Annotated in this window: 21 protein-coding genes and 2 pseudogenes; 9 read left to right on the top strand and 14 right to left on the bottom strand. The window is 62.1% G+C overall.

Annotation, left to right across the window (positions count from 1 at the left end):
* Positions 1-106 precede the first annotated feature (106 nt).
* From NKH98_RS15650 to NKH98_RS15620, 7 genes are all read right to left on the bottom strand, one after another.
* Complete coding sequence (locus NKH98_RS15650; RefSeq protein ID WP_352899649.1) at positions 107-685, bottom strand: hypothetical protein; 579 nt, start codon at positions 683-685, stop codon at positions 107-109.
* 69 nt (positions 686-754) lie between these two features.
* Complete coding sequence (glyA, locus tag NKH98_RS15645; RefSeq protein ID WP_254817549.1) at positions 755-2,068, bottom strand: serine hydroxymethyltransferase; 1,314 nt, start codon at positions 2,066-2,068, stop codon at positions 755-757.
* Positions 2,069-2,184: 116 nt separating this feature from the next.
* Complete coding sequence (locus tag NKH98_RS15640) at positions 2,185-2,415, bottom strand: hypothetical protein (RefSeq protein ID WP_352899646.1); 231 nt, start codon at positions 2,413-2,415, stop codon at positions 2,185-2,187.
* Between the two features lie 91 nt (positions 2,416-2,506).
* Positions 2,507-3,760, bottom strand: coding sequence for a L,D-transpeptidase family protein (locus NKH98_RS15635; RefSeq protein ID WP_352689388.1), 1,254 nt, complete (start codon positions 3,758-3,760; stop codon positions 2,507-2,509).
* A gap of 352 nt (positions 3,761-4,112) precedes the next feature.
* The gene (ldtR, locus tag NKH98_RS15630; RefSeq protein ID WP_023674486.1) at positions 4,113-4,628 is read right to left on the bottom strand and encodes a transcriptional regulator LdtR; all 516 of its coding nucleotides are present in this window, start codon (positions 4,626-4,628) and stop codon (positions 4,113-4,115) included.
* A 202-nt stretch (positions 4,629-4,830) separates the two neighbouring features.
* The gene (locus NKH98_RS15625) at positions 4,831-5,253 is read right to left on the bottom strand and encodes a DUF6163 family protein (protein WP_352899643.1); all 423 of its coding nucleotides are present in this window, start codon (positions 5,251-5,253) and stop codon (positions 4,831-4,833) included.
* Positions 5,250-6,293: an enoyl-CoA hydratase/isomerase family protein gene (locus tag NKH98_RS15620; RefSeq protein WP_352899641.1), complete on the bottom strand. Its 1,044-nt coding sequence runs from the start codon at positions 6,291-6,293 to the stop codon at positions 5,250-5,252. Before NKH98_RS15620 ends, NKH98_RS15625 begins: the two co-directional genes overlap by 4 nt.
* A 144-nt stretch (positions 6,294-6,437) precedes the next feature.
* Here NKH98_RS15620 and NKH98_RS15615 point away from each other — a divergent pair, with 144 nt between their 5' ends.
* The 3 genes from NKH98_RS15615 (at position 6,438) to NKH98_RS15605 (ending at position 9,546) form a co-directional block, all read left to right on the top strand.
* The gene (locus NKH98_RS15615) at positions 6,438-7,262 is read left to right on the top strand and encodes a DUF8605 domain-containing protein (protein WP_352899638.1); all 825 of its coding nucleotides are present in this window, start codon (positions 6,438-6,440) and stop codon (positions 7,260-7,262) included.
* A gap of 88 nt (positions 7,263-7,350) precedes the next feature.
* On the top strand, positions 7,351-8,382 hold the full coding sequence (gene hemB / locus NKH98_RS15610) for a porphobilinogen synthase (protein ID WP_254817543.1): 1,032 nt from the start codon (positions 7,351-7,353) through the stop codon (positions 8,380-8,382).
* A gap of 516 nt (positions 8,383-8,898) precedes the next feature.
* Positions 8,899-9,546, top strand: a complete 648-nt coding sequence (locus tag NKH98_RS15605) for a dihydrofolate reductase family protein (RefSeq protein ID WP_352899634.1) — start codon at positions 8,899-8,901, stop codon at positions 9,544-9,546.
* 45 nt (positions 9,547-9,591) lie between these two features.
* Here NKH98_RS15605 and NKH98_RS15600 read toward each other — a convergent pair.
* Positions 9,592-10,055: pseudogene (locus tag NKH98_RS15600) on the bottom strand (hypothetical protein).
* A gap of 280 nt (positions 10,056-10,335) precedes the next feature.
* Between NKH98_RS15600 and NKH98_RS15595 the strand changes: the two are divergent.
* Both NKH98_RS15595 and NKH98_RS15590 read left to right on the top strand, forming a co-directional pair.
* Complete coding sequence (locus NKH98_RS15595; RefSeq protein ID WP_352899631.1) at positions 10,336-11,379, top strand: aldo/keto reductase; 1,044 nt, start codon at positions 10,336-10,338, stop codon at positions 11,377-11,379.
* Positions 11,380-11,499: 120 nt separating this feature from the next.
* The gene (locus NKH98_RS15590) at positions 11,500-11,658 is read left to right on the top strand and encodes a hypothetical protein (protein WP_254817539.1); all 159 of its coding nucleotides are present in this window, start codon (positions 11,500-11,502) and stop codon (positions 11,656-11,658) included.
* A gap of 51 nt (positions 11,659-11,709) precedes the next feature.
* On the opposite strand, the gene NKH98_RS15585 is transcribed toward NKH98_RS15590, so the two are convergent.
* Together NKH98_RS15585 and NKH98_RS15580 are read right to left on the bottom strand one after the other, a co-directional pair.
* Positions 11,710-11,967 (bottom strand): DUF982 domain-containing protein, encoded by a 258-nt coding sequence (locus tag NKH98_RS15585; RefSeq protein WP_023674477.1) that lies wholly within the window; start codon positions 11,965-11,967, stop codon positions 11,710-11,712.
* A 96-nt stretch (positions 11,968-12,063) separates the two neighbouring features.
* Positions 12,064-12,726, bottom strand: coding sequence for a GntR family transcriptional regulator (locus NKH98_RS15580; RefSeq protein ID WP_352899628.1), 663 nt, complete (start codon positions 12,724-12,726; stop codon positions 12,064-12,066).
* Positions 12,727-12,907: 181 nt separating this feature from the next.
* Between NKH98_RS15580 and NKH98_RS15575 the strand changes: the two genes are divergently transcribed.
* Together NKH98_RS15575 and NKH98_RS15570 are read left to right on the top strand one after the other, a co-directional pair.
* Positions 12,908-14,167, top strand: a complete 1,260-nt coding sequence (locus NKH98_RS15575) for a multidrug efflux MFS transporter (RefSeq protein WP_352899625.1) — start codon at positions 12,908-12,910, stop codon at positions 14,165-14,167.
* A 53-nt stretch (positions 14,168-14,220) separates the two neighbouring features.
* Positions 14,221-14,591, top strand: a pseudogene (locus NKH98_RS15570) (DUF423 domain-containing protein).
* 68 nt (positions 14,592-14,659) lie between these two features.
* On the opposite strand, the gene NKH98_RS15565 reads toward NKH98_RS15570, so the two are convergent.
* Together NKH98_RS15565 and NKH98_RS15560 are read right to left on the bottom strand one after the other, a co-directional pair.
* The gene (locus NKH98_RS15565; protein ID WP_352649953.1) at positions 14,660-14,803 is read right to left on the bottom strand and encodes a hypothetical protein; all 144 of its coding nucleotides are present in this window, start codon (positions 14,801-14,803) and stop codon (positions 14,660-14,662) included.
* A 62-nt stretch (positions 14,804-14,865) separates the two neighbouring features.
* Entirely contained in the window at positions 14,866-15,009 is a 144-nt protein-coding gene (locus tag NKH98_RS15560; RefSeq protein ID WP_352899622.1) for a hypothetical protein, read from the bottom strand.
* Positions 15,010-15,173: 164 nt separating this feature from the next.
* Here NKH98_RS15560 and NKH98_RS15555 point away from each other — a divergent pair, with 164 nt between their 5' ends.
* Complete coding sequence (locus tag NKH98_RS15555; protein WP_352899620.1) at positions 15,174-16,256, top strand: LacI family DNA-binding transcriptional regulator; 1,083 nt, start codon at positions 15,174-15,176, stop codon at positions 16,254-16,256.
* 23 nt (positions 16,257-16,279) lie between these two features.
* On the opposite strand, the gene NKH98_RS15550 is transcribed toward NKH98_RS15555, so the two are convergent.
* On the bottom strand, positions 16,280-17,455 hold the full coding sequence (locus NKH98_RS15550) for an OpgC family protein (RefSeq protein WP_352899617.1): 1,176 nt from the start codon (positions 17,453-17,455) through the stop codon (positions 16,280-16,282).
* A 205-nt stretch (positions 17,456-17,660) separates the two neighbouring features.
* On the opposite strand from NKH98_RS15550, the gene NKH98_RS15545 reads away from it, so the two are divergent.
* Positions 17,661-18,335 carry an alpha/beta hydrolase gene (locus NKH98_RS15545; protein WP_352899614.1) on the top strand — a complete coding sequence of 225 codons (675 nt, stop codon included), beginning with the start codon at positions 17,661-17,663 and terminating at the stop codon, positions 18,333-18,335.
* Between the two features lie 9 nt (positions 18,336-18,344).
* On the opposite strand, the gene sthA is transcribed toward NKH98_RS15545, so the two are convergent.
* Positions 18,345-19,733 carry a Si-specific NAD(P)(+) transhydrogenase gene (sthA, locus tag NKH98_RS15540; RefSeq protein ID WP_352899611.1) on the bottom strand — a complete coding sequence of 463 codons (1,389 nt, stop codon included), beginning with the start codon at positions 19,731-19,733 and terminating at the stop codon, positions 18,345-18,347.
* Positions 19,734-19,881 lie beyond the last annotated feature (148 nt).

Below are 19,881 nucleotides of genomic sequence, written 5' to 3'. Positions count from 1 at the left end.
TTTTGCCACGATGGCAAAGTATGGCCGATGACCGATCGCGCCTCAGAGATAGCGAGGCACGAGGAAAATTGCGAGAGTGGCAATCAGTTGAACGGCAATACGCCAATCAGGGAGCGACGTCGCCGGTCGGGAAGCCGCAGGACGTGCCGAGATAGCGATAGGCCTTGGTGAAGCCGTCCATCGATATGGTCGCGACCGGCTTGTCGGCGAAGCTGACATCAAGGGCGCTCGTACGGCGCATGGCACGCAGTATGGCAAGCGTGGTCTCGGGTTTGTTGTCCATCATCCACTGTCCGTCGGCGATAAGATGAAAACCAGCCTTGATCTTGTCGTTAACGTCGCGAAACACCGCCGGGACGTTGTCACCTTTGGGCAAGTCACTGTTTCTCACGGCGATGATGAGGCTCGGATAGCCTCCCGGTGGCAGTACGTCGCCATTCGAGATGGCCAGCGTAAGGGTACCGCTGGTCCCGTTAGCGTCGAAAAAGACGGTCGAGGCGGCGCAGGTCTTGCGCACATCCTCACCGGTGTTGACCTCGTCCATCGTGGTGGACCACCTGCCGAAGGTCTCTGTCCTTGGCGCTGCCGGCGTCGGCTCGGTCTGCGCCAAGGCGAGGTCGGACAGCTGCAAAATGACCGATGCCAGCAAGGCGCCAAAGCCGGCGAAACGGAAAGTTTGCATCATTGAGCATCTCCGCAAGTGCCTTGCTGTCGCACCGGGATTGTCGCGCACATGGAGGACACTCGGCGTCGGTCAACCAAGATACGGGTAAAGCGGAAAACGATCCGTCAATGCCGCCACCTTGGTCTTCACAACTGCCTCGACGGCCGCATTGCCATCGTCGGAATTGGCGACTTTCAGTCCATCCAGCACCTCGGCGATCAGCTTGCCGATCTCGCGGAACTCAGCCTGGCCGAAGCCGCGCGTGGTGCCAGCCGGCGTGCCAAGCCGAACGCCCGAGGTGACGAAAGGCTTTTCCGGGTCGAAGGGGATGCCGTTCTTGTTGCAGGTGATGTTGGCGCGGCCAAGGGCAGCCTCGGCGCGCTTGCCGGTGGCGTTCTTGGGGCGCAGGTCGACCAACATCAGATGGTTGTCAGTGCCGCCGGAGACGATGTCGAGACCGGTTTCCTGCAGGCTGGAGGCCAGTGCCTTGGCATTGGCAACGACGCTCTCCGCATAGACCTTGAAGCTTGGCTTCAGCGCCTCTCCCAGGGCCACCGCCTTGGCGGCGATGACATGCATCAGCGGTCCGCCCTGCAGGCCGGGGAAGACGGCCGAATTCATCTTCTTGGCAATGTCCTCGTCATTGCACAGGATCATGCCGCCGCGCGGGCCGCGCAGCGACTTGTGCGTCGTGGTGGTGACCACATGGGCATGCGGCAGCGGCGACGGATGCATGCCACCGGCGACCAGTCCGGCGATATGAGCCATATCGACCATCAGATAGGCGCCGATCGAATCGGCGATCTCGCGAAAACGCTTCCAGTCCCAGACACGTGAATAGGCGGTGCCGCCGGCCAGGATCAATTTCGGCCTGGTCTCATGGGCAGTCTTCTCGATCGCGTCCATGTCGAGCAGATGATCGTCCCGGCGCACGCCATAGGAGACGACCTTGAACCATTTGCCGCTCATATTGACCGGCGAGCCATGCGTCAGGTGCCCGCCGGAATTGAGGTCGAGACCCATGAAGGTGTCGCCAGGCTGCAGCAGCGCCAGGAACACCGCCTGGTTCATCTGGCTGCCGGAATTCGGCTGGACGTTGGCGAAGTTGCAGCCGAACAGCTTTTTCGCACGTTCGATGGCCAGTTCCTCGGCGACATCGACAAACTGGCAGCCGCCATAGTAGCGCTTGCCCGGATAGCCCTCGGCATATTTGTTGGTCATGATCGACCCCTGTGCCTCGAGCACGGCACGCGAGACGATATTTTCCGAGGCAATCAGCTCGATCTCGTGGCGCTGGCGGCCGAGTTCGTTGCGGATGGCGCCGAAAATCTCGGGGTCGGCATCGGCAAGCGTGGTTTCGAAGAAGGATTCGAATTTGTTCGACACTGCCGCTGCTGTTGCCATGGGCTGAAATCCTCAAGGTTCCGGGTCTGTCGCGCCATTAACACAGTTGCTTTCGGCCCGCCACGTTTGCTGCGCGAAATTTGCTGGCCGGATTGCGCCAGAGAGACCGGCGGCCTCTATTTCCTTGCCCTGCTGAAGGGCCGGTGGGCTTCGGTGAGCGTGATCTCGGTGAACAGCGCCTGCATCGTATGGTCGTTGATCTGGCCGGCGTGATGGCGCCGCACGCCGGCAACAGAGCCGGCGATCCGGACGCGCAGTCCGAACGGCTCGGCCTTGCGCTTGTGTAATCGCGCCGAGACGCGCGTCGCGATGTCGCCGACCCAGATCCACAGGAAGCGCAGCCCCATCCGGCGATCGGCCCAGCGAAGCTTGTCGCGAAAGACCCGGCAACGAAAAAGGCCGCCCTTCCGGCGGCCTTTTGCAAATGAACTCAGCTGTTTAGAGCGCGGATGTGATCTGCAGCTCGTTGGCTCCGTCGAGGCCGTAAATGTCGTCACGGAACTGCACCACGCCCGGCCCTGTCGACCAGGCCGAGACGTAGAGAAAATAGACCGGCACCGGGTTGGTGACTTGCACCGGCGTGTTCTCCCCGGTCTTGATCGCCGCCTCGAAATGCTGGCGATCCCAGCCCGGTGTGTCGCGCAGAATCCAGGTGACGAGGTCGCGCACGTTCTGAACGCGCACGCAGCCAGAGGAATCGAAGCGCATCAGCTTGCCGAACAGGCTCTGCTGCGGCGTGTCGTGCATGTAGACGCCGTCCGGGCTGGGGAAATTGATCTTGACCGAGGCCATCGCGTTGCCGGAACCGGGATCCTGGCGGAAGCGATATTTTTCGGCATCGTCGGTCGACCAGTCGACCGTCATTGGGTCGACCTCGCTGCCGTCCGGCGCGAACAGGCGGATATGGCTATCCTTGAGATAGTTGGGGTCCTTCCGCATCAGCGGAATGATGTCCTTGCGCACGATCGAGACCGGCGCGTTCCAGTACGGATTGACGATGATTTCGTTGATCTTGGAATTGACGATCGGCGTCTGGCGATCGATCTTGCCGACGATTGCGGTGTGGCGCAGCACAACGCGGTCGTTCTCGACAGCCTCGATCTGCGCCGCCGGGATGTCAACCAGCACATAGCGGTTGCCAAGCGTGCCGGCCCGCTCACGCAGCCGTTGCAGATTGGTCTGCAGCTGACCAAGCCGAACCGGCGCCGACACGTTCATTGCCGCGAAAGTATATTTGCCGGTGGTTCCGTCGGCCGGCAAGCCGTGACGCAACTGGAAGCGCTTGAGCGCCGAGTCGACATAAGAATCGAACGCTTCCGAGAGCCCGGCGCTCTGCGCCAGATCGCCCGATATCATCAAGCGCCTGCGCAGCGGCACCACATCGGGATCCTCGACGCCAAGCTGCAGCTTCTTGGTGTCTGGAACCTGCTCCCAGCCGCCTTGCGCGACGATATTCTGATACTGCATGATCGCCTGCTCGGTGAAGGATACCGTCTGCAGGCTGAAGATCGGCAGCGTCGAGGCAACCTTGCCGCCTTCGCTGGCACGCGCATCGAATTGGTCGTCCCAATTGCCACGCGCCGAGGATTTCAGGATATCCCCGATCACATCCTGTGCACTGGCGCGGCCGGCGACCATTGCGGCTGCGAGCGCGGAGGCTCCTGAAAGGAAGAAACGGCGGCTGGTTCTCATGGATGGTCCAGACATTCTTGCTACAATTCAACCCACCGGGCGGTCTCGCCCGCACTCTAGAGTTGGCTTCTTAACAATTAGCCAACCATGGCCCGCATCACTTCGGTGTAAAAACACATGGGTGTAAAAACACATGGAAGTGACTTGAGCACAGGACAAATGCACGGCTTTGGCCCAGCATCACCCGCATCTTCGGTTCCATTCGAATATGGCGGCAACGTGGCTGTTGCTCGAATTTGGATCGGCCGGCCTGACGAAACGGCAAGACCGGTGCTTTTCGGCACCGGTCTTTGGTCTGCTCCGCGGCAGCACTTCCGTGGTCCAGCTTCAGATCTTGCTGCGGCGGGTGCGATTACATCCGATAGGCGATGGTATCGTTCCAGAACCGATCCAGCCGCTGCAGGGCGCGGTTCATCTGCTTGAACTCTTCCGTGTTGATGCCGCCGACCTGCTCGATCGAGCCGACATGGCGTTCGTAAAGGCCGGCGACGACTTCCGCCACCTCGTTGCCCTTCGGCGTCAGCGAGACACGGACCGAACGGCGGTCGATGCGCGAGCGCTGGTGGTTGATGAAGCCGAGATCGACCAGCTTCTTTAGATTGTAGGAGACATTCGAGCCGAGATAATAGCCGCGCGAGCGCAGTTCGCCAGCAGTCAGCTCCGAATTGCCGATGTTGAACAGCAGCAGCGCCTGGATGGCGTTGATGTCGGAGCGACCGTTGCGGTCGAATTCGTCCTTGATCACATCAAGCAGACGGCGATGCAGCCGCTCGACCAGCTGCAGCGATTCCATGTACAGCGAACGGATCGCCTCGCGGCGGTCATCGGATACGTTGGCGGTCTTCGCCGCCGGACGCGAATTGATCATTGTCTTTGCCTCTCGTTTGTCGCCCGGTGATTTTTTGTTCTTCACCTTGATCGCGACACTATCGAATACTCATAAAATTCGACTTAAACGCCAAGGCTAACAAGAGCTTACCGGTAAGGGGTTTCGAAAGAGGCTTAACGGACGGTCACCCGAGCAAGGATGATTAACCTAAAGATTTAGCCAACGATCCTGGCCGGAATTGCTATCGCCGGGCTTGCCGCTTCTGGATCCAGATAACCACGCGGAACACTATGTAGAGCAGCGCCACCGCAAGGTGCGAGGCGACGATCAGCGGCCGGCGGCCGAACAAGTCGGGGAAGCCAGCATACATGACGCACTCGGTCACCGCGCAGATGAACCAGATCACCGGCCCCCAGGACGCCAGCATCCACAGGCCGGCGGCAGCGAATGGAAAAAACACCGCCAGCACCACTGCCGCCACCTGCCAGTGCACCGGCATCAGATCGAACCGCCACAACTGACCGGGGTAAACGCCGATCAGCCGGATCCAGTACAAGATGCCGAACAGCAGACAATAGCCGGCGATAACGCGCTGGAACCAGGCGAACATGACCTCGATCGTCGAGGGCTGCAGCACCACGCGTCTCGAGGTGGCCTCGCTCACAGCTTCAGTTCCCGTTCGCCGAGCGGTGCGAAATAGGCATCGACGTCGGCGGCGCTGACGTCATCGATGCCTGCCGGCCGCCATTGCGGCGTCGAGCCTTTATCGATGATGGCGGCGCGGATACCTTCATAGAAGTCGTGCCCGACAAGCATACGGTTGAGGATACGGAACTCCATTTTCATGCACTCGTTCATCGACAACGTCTGCCCGGCGCTGATCTGGCGCCACGCGACATGCAGGCTGGTCGGTGAACGTGTGCGGATGGTGGCCAGCGTCTTTGCCGCGAACTCGTCGGCGATGGCTGCCCGCTCCAGGCTGGCGACCATATCGGCCAGTGACGGCTGCGCGAAATGCCGAGCGATGGCTTCCAGCGTCGGCCTGTCTGTCTCGCGTTTGGCCGGGACGAAGCAGCCGCGCAGCACCGATTCCGGGTCGCCGCTTGCCGCCAGCCGGTCGAGAAAGCCGGCCTGGTCCTCCGCCTTGATCGTATGGGTGGCGAGGCCCGACCACAAAGCATCGCCATAGCGGATGCGGTTGCCGGTCAGCGCCAGATACATGCCGAAGCTGCCGCCGAGATCCGGCAACAGATGGCTGGCGCCGACATCCGGGAAAAAGCCGATGCCGACCTCTGGCATGGCAAATTGCGCGTTCTCGGTCAGCACCCGCTGCGAGCCATGGAAGGAGATGCCGACGCCGCCGCCCATGACGATGCCGTCGATCAGCGCGACATAGGGTTTGTTGAAACGGGCGATGCGGGCGTTCAGCCGGTACTCGTCGGCAAAGAACTCGACCGGCGGTTTTCCAGCCCGGCCGGCTTCGTAGATGTGGAGGATGTCGCCGCCCGCCGAAAATGCCCTTCCCTCGGCCTTGACGACGACGACGTCGACACCATCGTCGCGTTCCCAGCTGCGCAGCGCCTTGTCCAGCGCCTTGACCATGCGGTGGGTTACGGCATTGAGCGCCTGCGGCCGCGTCAGCGTGACGACGCCGGCCCTGCCCAACCTTTCGAAGCGAATCTCGTCGCCTCCGCCAAAATCCATCGCCAGAGAATCCCTCCCGCGCCCGCCGGGAGTGAAGTGCTAATGCGTGGCGCATAGGCACGTCAATGGCAGCGCCAATCCCGCCTGCTGGCCCGTGGCCGCAGCCGGTGCTAATGCTGGCGCTTTGAACTGGAAGGTTGGACCATGCCTTGGTTGCCACGCCTTGCTGTTGTTGTGGTCGGCCTGATCGCTGTGAACACTCCTCCCGTATCGGCCGAAACCGTGGATAGTCTCTACCAGTCGCAGACCATCGTCACCGGCCAGGGCGAGGTCAATCGCCAGCTCGGTTTCAAGACATGTTTGGATGCGGTGCTGGTCCGTGTCTCCGGTGATCAGCGGCTGGCAAAAAAACCTGAGATGGCGGCGCTGCGCGACAAGGCCGGCAGCTTCGTTGCCGAATTCCGCTACCACGACCGCCTTGAAGGCATTCCGGTCCATGACGAACAAGGCACGCACGACCGGCCGCATGATCTCACCTGCCTGTACAAGCCCGACGTCATCGATCCGGTGCTTGCCGCGCTTGGCAGCAAGCCATGGCTTGCCGAGCGGCCACGCCTGGCGATTTTTCTGGCGGCGGAGCAAGGCACAAGGCATTTCGCGCTGACTGCCGACGACCAGCGCAGGGCGGCGATGCACGAATCCTTCGTCAATGCCACCGGTCCGCTGGTCATGCGGATTGTGTTTCCCGAAGCGTCGCTGCTGTCGGCCTCGAAGCTTGACGACCAGGCCCTGCGCCATGCCGATATGGCGACGCTGGACCAGCTTGCCCGAAAGGCCGGTGCCGATCAGGCGCTCGCCGGCAGCCTGGTCTGGAGCGACAAGGAGTTGGGCTGGATCGCCGATTGGCGGCTTGCCATGAACGGCAAGGCTTATAAGTGGCAAGTGCGCGGTGTCAGCTTCGACGAGGCATTCCGCGTCGCCATGCGGGGTGCTGCGCAGATCCTGTCGGGCAATGGTCAACCAGAATAACCGCCCAACAGGACCGCTGGCACAATCGTGTCGCATTGGTCAGCAGCGAAGGCTCGTGGTAAAAGCCGCCCGGTCCGGAGTTTTGGCGATGAACAAATTCACACCTGCAAAGCCTGCCGGCGCGCGCAGCGTCGACGAGATCACCGGCAGCCGGCGGCTGCGGCGCATGCGCAAGGCCGATTGGTCGCGCCGCCTTGTCCAGGAGAACCGGCTCTCGGTCGACGATCTGATCTGGCCGATCTTCGTCGTCGACGGCAGACAAGTGCGCGAACCGATCGCCGCCATGCCCGGCGTGTTCCGCCTGTCGCTCGACCTCGCCGTCAAGGAGGCTGAGCGCGCGGCCAAGCTTGGCATTCCGGCGATCGCCACTTTCCCCAATGTGGAGCTCGGCCTGCGCGATCAGACTGGTTCGCACATCCTCGATCCCGAAAACATCATCAACCGCGCTACCCGCGCCATCAAGCGGGCGGTGCCGGAGATCGGCATCATCACCGACGCGGCGCTGGACCCGTTCACATCGCATGGCCATGACGGCATCTTGCGCGAGGGCATTATCGTCAATGATGAAACGGTGGAGCAGGTGTCGGCGGCGGCCGTCATCCAGGCGGCGGCGGGGGCCGACATCATTGCCCCCTCGGACATGATGGACGGTCGGATCGGTGCCATCCGCGATGCGCTCGACGCCAATGGTTTTCAGGATGTCGCGATCATGTCCTATGCGACCAAGTTCGCATCCGCCTTTTACGGCCCCTATCGTGAGGCGGTCGGCACTGCCGGCCTGCTCAAGGGCGACAAGAAGACCTATTACATCGACCACGCCAATTCCGACGAAGCGGTGCGCGAGGCCGAGCAGGATCTAGCCGAAGGCGCCGACATGCTGATGGTCAAGCCCGGCCTGCCCTATCTCGACATCATCCGCCGGCTGAAGGACGAGTTGCAGATGCCAACCTTCGCCTATCAGGTCTCGGGCGAATATTCGATGATCAAGGCCGCCGCCGCCAATGGCTGGATCGACGGCGAAAAGGCGATGCTGGAATCGCTGCTCGCCTTCAAGCGCGCCGGCTGCGACGGGATTCTCACCTACTTTGCGCCCGAAGTAGCGGCGATGCTGAAGGGATAGGTGATCGCATCGTTTTGGGACTTTGGTGCATGGGATGGGGGCCTGTGGTAAACCTTCGGGATTGGCCGAATCCTCCCTCCCCCTCGTCATCCTGGGGCGAGCAGGAGCGAAGCTCCGTCGCGGAGACCCCAGGATCCATGCCGTGACCTGGCGGCAGTGCTCCGGCGGATCGAAAACCGAGCGCACCCATCCGGTTCTCCGAAAAAGTTCGAACCATTCCGGATTGGTCTTCTTGATCTCCATTCGCGTGGTTCGTCGTTCTGGGCCGCTGTGTTCTTCGGCCGATGTCACGGCATGGATCCTAGGGTCTGCGCCGCGTCGCTTCGCTCCTTGCTTCGCCCCAGGATGACGACGGGATGGTTGGTTATGGCCAATCGCCAGCGTTGGGAGATTGGCGGTTGTGGCCCAGCCGTTCATCGCTAGCCGGCGATCCAAAAACACCGCTTGCAAAATGCAATCAGTTAAGCTAACCCGATAACTGCTTGCATATCACAATTGGTTATCGAGGAGGCTCTCATGTCCAAACTTCGCGTCAGCGCTTTCACCCTGTCGATCGACGGCTTCGGCGCAGGTCCCGACCAAGACATGAAGAACCCGCTGGGTGTTGGCGGGGAAGCCCTGCACGGATGGATGTTCGGCACCCGCACTTTCCGCAAGATGGTCCTCGGCAAGGATGGCGGGACCACAGACACTGACGAGGCGTTCGCCGCACGCAGCTTCGAAAACGTCGGCGCATGGATCCTCGGCCGCAACATGTTTGGGCCGATCCGCGGCGAATGGCCGGATGACAGCTGGAAAGGCTGGTGGGGTGACAACCCGCCCTACCATGTGCCGGTCTTCGTGCTCACGCACCATTCGCGTGATCCCATCGTCATGGAGGGCGGCACGACCTTCTATTTCGTGACCGACGGCATCCACTCAGCGCTGCAGAAGGCGAAAGCAGTGGCTGATGGCAAGGATGTACGGTTGGGTGGTGGCGTTTCTACGATCCGGCAATATCTCAAGGAAAAGCTCATCGACGAAATGCATCTGGCGATCTCACCGGTCCTGCTGGGCGCTGGCGAGAGCCTTTTTGCCGGCATCGACATGCCCAAGCTCGGCTATCGCTGCAGCGAGCAGGTCGCGACGCCGAAAGCCACGCACGTCATCATCGAGCGTACCTAGCTTGTCGCAGGGCGCCACAGAGCAGCGCCCTCCTCGCCGCTTTAGTCAGTACTTCTCCGGCACATACAGTTCGCGCGGCAGTACCTGGCGCTCGTATTCGGGATTGAAGACGCGCTCCGGCAGTGTGATCTCTTCGTGCGGCACCTCCTCATAAGGCATCTGCTTGAGGAGATGATCGATGCAGTTCAGCCGTGCCCGCTTCTTGTCGTTGCCCTCGACGATGAACCACGGGGCGCCACCCTTGCCCGCCGAGTCGCGGCCCTCGAAGACCACGACGAGCTTCTTCTTGTGATAGGCGACCCAGGACTGCAGCTTGATCAATTCGGATTGCAGCGTGATGAGATCGCGAAAATACTGCGGGCGGTCGATCGATGGCGGATGCGCATCTTGGCGATCTCTATCGACGGCGCCGGCTCCGAGATTTCCAGCTCATAATCTTCGTCGAGCGTGTCGGCGAGTTCCGCTTCCAGCCAGTCCCTGGCCGGGGAATTCTGTTTTATCTCGGTCATGTGCGCTGCTCCGCTTACAGCCCTTGCCGGCCGCTGTCAGGCGCTCCGCCGCCCGGCCCGGCGGCCGGAAATCAAAGCGCTGAACCGATATTAGTATAGGCCGGCAATGACGGTTTTTATTGCAGCCACTGCTGCGCTGGCTGTGCGTTCAATCGGAAAGATGTGATCGAGCTTGCCCTGCGGAACTGGCGACAAGCGGAACGAATTATCCTACAAATGCCCGGTTCATTGAGGGCTGTCGTTTGCAACGCCCTTTCCCGATAAATCGTGAGGATACGACATGGAATACCGCACTCTCGGCCGTTCCGGGCTGAAGGTTTCGACGCTGACCATGGGCACCATGACGTTCGGTGGCGGCGGCGCGTTTTCGGCGGTCGGCAAGACCGACCTCGACGAGGCGCGCCGGATGATCGACCTTTGCATCGATGCCGGCGTCAATGTCATCGACACCGCCAACGTCTATTCGAACGGCGTGTCGGAAGAGATCATCGGCGAGGCGCTCGGAGGCAAGCGCAAGGGCGACGTGCTGATCGCCTCCAAGGCGCGCATGCGGATCGGCAAAGGCCCCAACGATGAAGGCTTGTCGCGCTACCATCTGATCCGCGAATGCGAGAGGAGCCTGAAGCGCCTCAGGACCGATGTCATCGACGTCTATTTCCTGCACGAGTGGGATGGCCTGACACCGCTTGAGGAAACTATCGCCGCGCTCGACACTCTGGTCACGCAGGGCAAGGTCCGTTATGTCGGCTGTTCCAATTATTCCGGCTGGCAAGTGATGAAGGGGCTGGGGATCAGTGACCGTCATCACCAGCCGCGCTTCGTCACCCAGCAGATCCATTACACGTTGGAAGCGCGCGAGGCCGAGTATGAATTGTTGCCGATCTCGGTCGACCAGGGGCTCGGCGTGCTGGTCTGGAGCCCGCTTGCCGGCGGGTTGCTGTCCGGCAAATACCACCGTGACCAGCCGACCGCCCGCCAGCTCAGCGGCTGGTCGGAACCGCCGATCCGCGACGAGGACCGGCTGTGGCGGATCGTCGACGCGCTGATCGATATCGGCAAGAACCACGGCGTGTCGGCAGCGCAAGTGGCGCTTGCCTGGCTACTCGGCCGGCCCGCCGTCAGCTCGTTGGTGATCGGCGGACGAACCGAAGCGCATTTCAAAGACAATATCGCCGCTGCAAGCCTGGTGCTTGGCGATGAGGAGCGCACACGGCTCGACGCGGTCAGCAGGCCGCCCGTGCTCTATCCCTACTGGCACCAGCAGTTCACCGCAAAGGACCGGTTCGGTCCGGCCGATCTCGTCCTCGACCGCGATGGCGCCTGAAAACAGCCTGAAGCCAGGCTCCCGGACTGCGCCGAGATATGGAGCCGATCGTGCTCTGCGGTGTTGTGTTTGCGGCCCAATGCTCCTAGGCAAAGGCCAAGCACAATGAAAGGAACCGATATGGCACGAGCACCGAACTACGGTCAGGAGCGCAAGGAACGCGACCGGCAGAAGGCTGCCAAGAAGGCGGAAAAGCAGGCTGCCAAGGTCGCAGCCAAGGAGCGATCGAAGCCCGAGGGCGAGAGCGAGTCCCAAACCAAAACCGAAACGGCCGAGTGATGACACCCGGCCTGTCAGGCGGTCCGGGCCTCCGTCAAATCCCGCTATGCCTCAGGCGGGCGCCTTGTCGCTGACGAAGACGTTCACTTCACGAGCTGCGGCAATGAAGGCCCGTCTTGCGTTCATGGCCGGCTTGTCGCCGGCCAGCGCATCATGACAGGCCTGCAGCGCTTCGCGGTGCTTGGGACTGCGCTTGCCGGGCCAATTGTTGAGGAGGTAGTCGGAAGCCTCGCGGGCCGTACGCAAGAGCTGATTGCTTCCCGCCGCGCCCTTGACGGTCACGGGTGTGTCAAATCGGTTGTTTTCCATCGCCGCTCTTACGCCATCGGCATTTGCGAAGCGAGACCGAAAGTAGCATTCTTCGCTCATCTGCCCTTTTCGTGATCAATGGCAGCCGATCCTCACTCAAGCGACGACGGCAAATCCCCTGGCGCGGAGGCCACGCCGGTCGTTGCGCAGCGAGGTCACCAGCCGGTCGCGGCTGCCAATGATGTGGGCTGAAAGCAGGCGGGCGGCGCTATCGGCATCGCCGGCCCGCACCGCCGACAGAATGGCATGGTGTTCGGCCCAGGCACGGCCAAGTGCTGCCTCGTCGCGAACCTCGAGCCAGCGGGCGCGCGACAGGCGTGTCATCGCGTCGCGAACCGCTCTGAACAGGAACTCGTTGCCGGACAGTCGCGCCAGCTCGATATGAAAATCCATGCCGACGCGATGCCATTCCTCGCGCGGCATCTTGTCGTCGCAAGAATCGAGCATCGCCTCGATGATTTCGACGGCACTTCTGTCCTGCAAGGTGCAAGTTATTCTGAGTGCCGCGACCTCGACCGCCTCGCGATAGACGGCAATCTGCTCGAGCTCAGCAAGATTGATAGGCGAGACCGTCCAGCCGCGGCCGTCTCGGCAGATCAGGCCTTCGGTCTCGAGCCGCAGCAATGCCGCCCTGACCGGCGTACGCGAGGCGCCGAAACGGCTTTCGACCCAGCGCTCCGTCAGCCGCTCGCCCGGACCGATCTCGAGCCCGAGGATCATCTCGCGAAGCTGCTTTTCGACGTTTTGCATCTGCGACATTGGCGTTCCGTTTGTTGGAGCCGGTTCATTGGCTCTCTGTTCACCGGCCATTTGTTGCCGATCACTTTGCAGGGGCCGCATTGACAGCGACCAGCCTTGCGTCCATGAGGGATACCAATCCGGTATACCAAAATGGGATCCACGACAAGTTTTCATCCAAGCCGGCCGGAGAGGACAGGACATGCCGCAAGACGCCACCCTCGCCACGCAAGGCACGCACAACGTCCACTGGCGTCGCAATCTCGCCGTGTGTTTTGCCGGCTCGTTCAGCACGCTTGTAGCGATGACGCTGCTGTTGCCCTTCCTGCCGCTTTACGTCGAGCAGTTGGGCGCCGAGGGTCACGCGGCGATCGTCCAGTGGTCGGGCATTGCCTACGGCGCAACCTTCCTTGCTGCCGCGCTGGTCGCACCGCTGTGGGGGCGGCTAGGCGACCGCTACGGCCGCAAACTGATGCTGGTGCGTGCCAGTTTCGGCATGGCGCTGTGCATGTCGCTGACCGGCATGGTGCAGACCGTCTGGCAATTGGTGCTCCTGCGCCTACTGATCGGCTTTGCCGGCGGCTATTCTTCGGGCTCGACCATCCTGGTTGCGATGCAGACGCCGAAGGATCGCTCCGGCTGGGCGCTGGGCGTGCTGTCGGCCGGCATAACCGCCGGTGCCCTGGTCGGTCCGCTGCTCGGCGGCGCGCTGCCGCCGCTGATTGGAATCCGCGCCACCTTCCTGCTCGCCGGCGGCGTCATTTTCCTGGCGTTTCTGGCAACCACCTTGCTGATCAAGGAGGCCCCTCGCCCGGTTGCCGTCAAGGCGGCCTCACAAGAAAACGCGAGAGGCGGCTGGTCGCAGATTCCCGACAAGCGCCCCGTCGTCGCCATGCTGGCGACCGGCATGCTGTTGAGTTTTGCCACCATGTCGATCGAGCCGATCATCACCGTCTATGTCCAACAGCTCATCGAAGATCAGAGCCAGGTCACGCTGATCTCCGGCATCGTCATGTCCGCGGCAGCGCTCGGCGCCATCCTGTCGGCGTCGCGGCTCGGCAAGCTCGCCGACCGTATCGGCCACTGGAACGTAATCGTTGCCGCACTCGCCGTCTCGGCGCTGCTCCTGATCCCGCAGGCCTTCGTTACGCAGGGCTGGCAACTCGTCGGCCTGCGTTTCCTGATGGGCCTGGCGCTTGGCGGTCTTGTGCCCTGCATCACCAGCGTCATCCGCCACAATGTGCCGGATGGCGTCGGCGGCAATGTGCTGGGCTTGTCGATCTCGGCGCAATATGTCGGGCAGGTCGCCGGACCGTTGCTCGGCGGCTTCGTTGGCGGCCATTTCGGTATGCGCTCGGTGTTTCTCGGCACATCCGTGCTGATGGCGGGCGGAGCGGCCTATAACTGGCTGGTCCAGTCGCGCCGCGAACGCGCCATGCTGGCGGAAGCCGGCAAATCCTGACACGGTTCGCCGTACTATCTCAGGCGGTCGCCAGGAATCGTGGAGGCGTGGAAATGAGCATGGCTGAACAGACGGCGGGCAGTCGCATTCTGATTTTTGCCGGCGGCCTATGCGGCGCAACCGGCGTGGCTCTTTCGGCGGCGGCGGCACATCTCGGCGGCGCTTTCGTGGTACGGCCGCATCCTTCCTGCTCATGCATGCGCCGGTCTTCCTTACCGTCGGGCTGCTCGGTGGCAATAGAATCCTGCGAACCGGAAGCCTCATCCTTCTCGTCGGGCTTCTGCTTTTCTCGGGAGATCTTTTGGCCCGCGACTTCCTTGGCTCGCGGCTGTTCCCGATGTCGGCGCCGATCGGCGGCACGTTGCTCATCGGCGGCTGGCTCGTGATGGCCGCCTCGGCGCTGGTACGCCCGCGCCGCCATTGATGCGGCAACCAATGGCGGCCGCTGCTCTTCGCCAGCCGCGCTCGATCCACGAGCTCCGTCTTGCCAGCTCAGTCTCGCGGACGTTCGGGCCGAACTTGGCCGTCGCGCTTGGGCGTCTTGACTATACGCCGTCGCTCCAGCCGTTCGGTGGCCGGCGAGATGCCCCAATAATTGCGATAGATGTCTTCGAACAGATGCTTGATCGGATGCATGGCTTAATGTCCTCTAGCTTTTTGAATCGATCCAATCCGCAGGCACAAAAACAGGCCGCCGATCAGCTCCGCTTGCGCCCGACGAGGAAACGCAGGTCGCGAATCCACGGACCGGTCCTGTCGTGCCCTTTGCGGACATCCGCGCCCGAGCGGATGCTCCAGTCGTTCCGGTAAATGTCCTCGAACAGATAATTGACGGGGTGCATGGTGCTCTCCTCTTGTATCGATCCAATCTGCGGATAAAAACCGCTCTTGGATCGATTCAAGAATACGCGTCACACCATAAATGTCAAGCAAAAATTTGAATCGATCCAAGGAAGATGTTAGGTAATCGGCGATACTGTTGGACAGGAGTCCTGGAGACAAACAAATGGCATCACTCACCGAAGGCGGCAGGAGGCCCATCCGGCTGGCGGACATCGCCAAGGCCGCCGGCGTATCGCACGGCACTGCCTCCAATGTCTTCAGCCGTCCCGAAATCGTGCGGGAGGAAGTCCGCGAGCGGGTCAAGGCGGCGGCCGACGCCCTGGGCTACGCCGGCCCGGATCCCAGGGGCCGCCTGCTGCGTGCCGGCAAGGTCAATGCGATCGGCGTCGCCACAACCGAGCCGCTGTCTTACTTCTTCGACGACCCGTTTGCCCGCGTGATGATGGCCGGCATCTCGGAAGCCTGCGACGCCACCGGCGCGGGGATAGCCCTCGTGTCGGCTGGCAACGAGGAAAAACTTGCCTGGAATATCCAGAGCGCTCTCGTGGACGGCTTCATCCTGTTCTGCATCGAGGGCGGTCCGCGTCTCGTTGAGCTGACGCGCGAACGAAAGCTCCCCTTCGTCGCGCTCGAGCTCGGCTCGCAGGACGACACGGTCTCCGCGATCAGTATCGACAATGTTGCCGGCGGCCGGCTCGCGGCGCGCCATCTGGCGGAACTTGGACATCGCCGCTTCGCCGTGTTGTCGCTGGCCTTCGCCGACGACAGCACCGGTCTTGTCTCGCCCGAGCAGGTCCGGACGGCGTCCTATACCGGAACCCGTGATCGCCTCCTCGGCTATTTCGAAGAGCTTTCCCGGTTTGGTGTCGACACCACCAAGGTGCCAGTCTACGAGACCGAAAACGATAAGGCGAGCACAAGCGCTGGCCTTGAAACCATCTTCGCCTTGGCGGAACCGCCGACCGCCATCCTGGCGATGTCGGACCGGATCGCAATGGTGGCATTGGAGTGGCTCAACGCACGGGGCATCGCGGTTCCCCGCGATGTTTCCGTCGTCGGCTTCGACGGCGTGCCTGAAGCCGCAACTTGCGAGCCTCCGCTCACCACCATCGCCCAGCCGATCGCCGAGATCGGCCGCCGGGCAGCGCGAAGAATCCTCGACTTCGACGGCACGGTGCGGCGAGAAACGCTCGACGTCGAACTTGTCGTCAGGGAATCGTCCGGACCGCCGCTAAGTACAGGCTGATTGGGGCAGATCGGCACCAAATCTTATCTATTTGCCGCCATGGGACCGATGCCAAAGGATGGACGAACAGGCAACGCCTCGTTGCGGACCGGCTTGCCCTTGCCGGACCAGCCGATTGCGGACAGCCACTCCAGATAAAAGGCGAGCGCGAACTGCATGGCGATGCCGGCGGCGAGCAGCAGACTGTCATAGGCAATGCCGCCCGGGTTGATCAGCTTCATCACCTGCGCCGCCATGGCAATCACCGTGCCGGCAATGAAAACCGGCAGCGAGCGTTTGCCCAATATGGCGAGCGGATTGTCGCGGCCGGTGCGGAACAGGTTCGAGACGAAAGGCAAGGCGACGACCAGATAGCTCATCGCCAGGATGTGCAGCAGCCGCGGCAACGACAGGAACGTCTTGTCGAAACCGGTCAGCACCACCGGCAGGTCGAGCCATGACACATGCCCCCACAGCGGGCTATGCACCCAGACGAGCGCCGTCAGCACATAGGCGGCCGCCGCGCCGACCAGCCACCGATTGACCGGGATGGTGCCGCCGCGCCGCACATGCAACACGCTGGCCATGCCGATATTGAACAGTAATTGCCATGACAGCGGATTGAGGAACCAGAACCCGGGCTCCGGGTAGTTCGGCGGCGCGATCTGGTAGATTCCGGCAACCAGCCAAAGGGCTGCGGACACGGCAAGCGCGGCCAGTGGCCTGTAGCTGATGAACAGCAGGAAGGCCGGCGCCATCAACAGCAGCGCCGCATAGACCGGCAGTATGTTGTTGTAACCGAGCTGATGGCCGAGCGTGACGATACCGACCAGGACTTGCGGCGGGTTCCTGACGAGCGGCTCGATGTTGATCAGCGTCAGAAGGTCCGGCCGTTTCGCAAACACCGCCGCTGCGCAGAAGATGGCCATGACCACCATCGTCGTGACGATGTGGGTGACATAGAGCACGCCGGCGCGGCGCCACATTTTCAGCGTTGCAATCAGCCGGTTTCCCGGCTGGAATTTGGTGCCGTAGGCGAGAGCGACGGACATGCCGGAGATCAGCACGAAGGCCTCGGCCGCATCCGAAAACCCGAAATTCTTGTAGGTCAGGGTTTCGAAAACTGTGCCCGGCACGTGGTCGATGAATATGGTCAGGAGGGCGAGTGCCCGGAACACGTCAATACGCGTATCGCGTTCCGGCGAAACTGGCATGGTCATCGATAAAAGGCCTTAAAGCTGGTTGTTCATGCGCGGTATGCGACCACCCGGCGCACACTGCTTCGAATCCCTCCCGCGGGAATTATATCGGCAAAGAAACGGACTGAAATGCGCCCGGTTCAATCAACTTTCGCGGAGCTTGAAAATATTCCGTTTTGAAGCCGGCAAACGAATGAAAACATCGTGAAAACAAAAGGATGCAACTATGTCCGAAAAACCTCCGGAAGATGACTTTTTGCGGCGTGACCTGCCATTTTTCTACCGCGTTTACAGGCCCGCAGCACCAACCGGAGAGTGCCTCTTTCTGCTGCATGGATCGGGTGTCGACGAGACGACTCTGGTGCCGCTGGGGCGCCAAGTCTCGCCGCACGCCACCTTGGTGGCGGTGCGTGGCCGGATCGCCCAGGAAGACGGTTTCCGCTGGTTCAGGCGGATTTCGCCGATACGATTCGAGCAGGACAGCATCCGCAAAGAGGCGGACGCTTTCGCTGACTTCATCCCCAAGGCCGCCAAACGCCACGACCTCGATCTCGCCCGAGCCTCCTTTATCGGCTACTCCAACGGCGCCAACCTGGTTTCAAGCGTGATGCTGCTGCATCTGCGGCTCATCGTCCAAGCCGCTTTGCTGCGCCCGATGCCGGTTCTGGACGAGGTGCCGCCGGCGGATCTCAGCAACGCACGGGTGGTAATCTTATCCGGCGCCGACGACCTGACTTACCGGCCCTTCGCACTCGCGCTGGTCGGACTGCTCAGCCGGCATGGCGCCAAAGTCGAGGCCCACACCGTCGCCTCCGGCCATGAAATCGGCAATCCGGACGCCGAGATCGTCAGGCGATGGCTGGCAGATCCTGCAGTCGCCGTTGCAGCGTCAGATCGATAAGCCTCGAAGCTAGCCTCGCCCCATGCGGTTCCAGGCGTCCAGCCCGGCGATCTTGTAGGCTTCGGCCAGCGTCGGATAGTTGAAGGTGTTGTTGACGAAGAAGTCGACAGTGCCGCCGAGATTGATCACCGCCTGGCCGATGTGGATGAGCTCGGTCGCGCCCTCGCCGACGATATGGGCGCCGAGCAGACGGCGTTTTTCGATCGAAAACAGAAGCTTCAGAAAGCCGGTGTTGACGCCCATGATGTGGCCGCGCGAGGTCTCGCGAAACCGCGCCACGCCGACCTCATAGGCTGCACCACTCTCGCGCACCTGCTCCTCGGATTGGCCGACGGTGGAGATTTCCGGCACGGCGTAGATGCCGTAGGGAAAGGTTTCGGGCGGCGGCGGCAAGGGCACGCCGAAGGCATGGCAGGCGGCCACCCTGCCCTGCTCCATCGAAGTCGAGGCCAGGCTCGGAAAACCAATGACGTCGCCGGCGGCATAGATGTTCGGCGCGCTTGTCTGGAAGGTCTGTGGATCGACCTTGATGCGGCCTCGCGAATCGGCCTCGATGCCGACGGCGTCGAGCCCCAAATTGCCGACATTGCCGGTGCGTCCCGCGGCATAAAGCACGATCTCGGAACGTATGGTGCGGCCGTCGGCCAGCGTCACCTCAGCATGATCGGGTTTCGAGGCGATCGCCTTGACGGCACTGCCCAATCGGATGGTCATGCCGCGGTCGCGCATCTGATGGATGAAGTCGTCGACGATCTCGCGGTCGACGAAATCCAACATGGTATTGCGCGGCTCGACCAGCGTCACCGGCACGTCGAGCGCCGAAAAGATCGTCGCATATTCGACCCCGATGACGCCGGCGCCGATCACCGTCAGCGTGCGCGGCAGGCGGTCGAGCTCCAGCATCTCGTCGCTGTCGAAGATCCGTGTCTTGTCGAACGGCACGTCGCGGGGCCGGTGCGGCCGGGTGCCGACCGCGATCAGCGCATGGGCGAAGCCAACCTCGCTGTAGTCGCCGGTGTCGGTGGTCAGGCTGACCTTGTTGGGGCCGAGGAATTTTGCCGCGGCACGTGCGCTCTTGACCGTGTTGCGCATGAACTGGTGCTGCAGCACCTCGACCTCATGGTCGAGCGTCTTGTGCAGGCGCTCGACCAGATCGCCGACCGAAATGTCCTGCTTGACCCGGTAGCCGCGACCGTAAAAGCCGCGCTCGCGCCAGCCTGAGAGGTTGAGCACCGTCTCGCGCAACGTCTTCGACGGGATGGTGCCGGTATGCACCGACACGCCGCCGAGGCGCCGGCCTCTGTCGACCACCAGCACCGACTTGCCGAGCTTGGCCGACTGCACCGCGGCGCGGCGCCCGGATGGGCCGCTGCCGATGACCAGCATGTCGTAGTCCATGTCGCCCCGTCCCCTCGGCTTGGCGCTTTTTGTTGCGCCGCAGCAAGCTAACGCTATCCGCCCCACAAATTCAACAAGTCACAGACGGCGCCAAGTGCTCCGTCACCATCTACATGGTGGACGGCTCGATCTTGATTCCGCCGCGAAC

The organism is Mesorhizobium sp. M0833 (assembly GCF_040319905.1).
Lineage (GTDB): Bacteria > Pseudomonadota > Alphaproteobacteria > Rhizobiales > Rhizobiaceae > Mesorhizobium.
This window is presented reverse-complemented; position numbering and strand designations above follow the sequence as displayed.

Bases quoted from the DNA above. Each gene is read 5' to 3' on its own strand.
- NKH98_RS15550 (WP_352899617.1), bottom strand. From the start codon at position 17,455: ATGACCATGCCAGTTTCGCCGGAACGCGATACGCGTATTGACGTGTTC.
- NKH98_RS15555 (WP_352899620.1), top strand. From the start codon at position 15,174: ATGGCATCACTCACCGAAGGCGGCAGGAGGCCCATCCGGCTGGCGGAC.
- NKH98_RS15585 (WP_023674477.1), bottom strand. From the start codon at position 11,967: ATGGAAAACAACCGATTTGACACACCCGTGACCGTCAAGGGCGCGGCG.
- ldtR (WP_023674486.1), bottom strand. From the start codon at position 4,628: ATGATCAATTCGCGTCCGGCGGCGAAGACCGCCAACGTATCCGATGAC.
- NKH98_RS15545 (WP_352899614.1), top strand. From the start codon at position 17,661: ATGTCCGAAAAACCTCCGGAAGATGACTTTTTGCGGCGTGACCTGCCA.
- NKH98_RS15580 (WP_352899628.1), bottom strand. From the start codon at position 12,726: ATGTCGCAGATGCAAAACGTCGAAAAGCAGCTTCGCGAGATGATCCTC.
- NKH98_RS15650 (WP_352899649.1), bottom strand. From the start codon at position 685: ATGATGCAAACTTTCCGTTTCGCCGGCTTTGGCGCCTTGCTGGCATCG.
- NKH98_RS15590 (WP_254817539.1), top strand. From the start codon at position 11,500: ATGGCACGAGCACCGAACTACGGTCAGGAGCGCAAGGAACGCGACCGG.
- NKH98_RS15620 (WP_352899641.1), bottom strand. From the start codon at position 6,293: ATGGATTTTGGCGGAGGCGACGAGATTCGCTTCGAAAGGTTGGGCAGG.
- NKH98_RS15615 (WP_352899638.1), top strand. From the start codon at position 6,438: ATGCCTTGGTTGCCACGCCTTGCTGTTGTTGTGGTCGGCCTGATCGCT.
- hemB (WP_254817543.1), top strand. From the start codon at position 7,351: ATGAACAAATTCACACCTGCAAAGCCTGCCGGCGCGCGCAGCGTCGAC.
- NKH98_RS15560 (WP_352899622.1), bottom strand. From the start codon at position 15,009: ATGCACCCCGTCAATTATCTGTTCGAGGACATTTACCGGAACGACTGG.
- NKH98_RS15640 (WP_352899646.1), bottom strand. From the start codon at position 2,415: ATGGGGCTGCGCTTCCTGTGGATCTGGGTCGGCGACATCGCGACGCGC.
- NKH98_RS15605 (WP_352899634.1), top strand. From the start codon at position 8,899: ATGTCCAAACTTCGCGTCAGCGCTTTCACCCTGTCGATCGACGGCTTC.
- sthA (WP_352899611.1), bottom strand. From the start codon at position 19,733: ATGGACTACGACATGCTGGTCATCGGCAGCGGCCCATCCGGGCGCCGC.
- NKH98_RS15635 (WP_352689388.1), bottom strand. From the start codon at position 3,760: ATGAGAACCAGCCGCCGTTTCTTCCTTTCAGGAGCCTCCGCGCTCGCA.
- NKH98_RS15565 (WP_352649953.1), bottom strand. From the start codon at position 14,803: ATGCATCCGATCAAGCATCTGTTCGAAGACATCTATCGCAATTATTGG.
- NKH98_RS15595 (WP_352899631.1), top strand. From the start codon at position 10,336: ATGGAATACCGCACTCTCGGCCGTTCCGGGCTGAAGGTTTCGACGCTG.
- glyA (WP_254817549.1), bottom strand. From the start codon at position 2,068: ATGGCAACAGCAGCGGCAGTGTCGAACAAATTCGAATCCTTCTTCGAA.
- NKH98_RS15575 (WP_352899625.1), top strand. From the start codon at position 12,908: ATGCCGCAAGACGCCACCCTCGCCACGCAAGGCACGCACAACGTCCAC.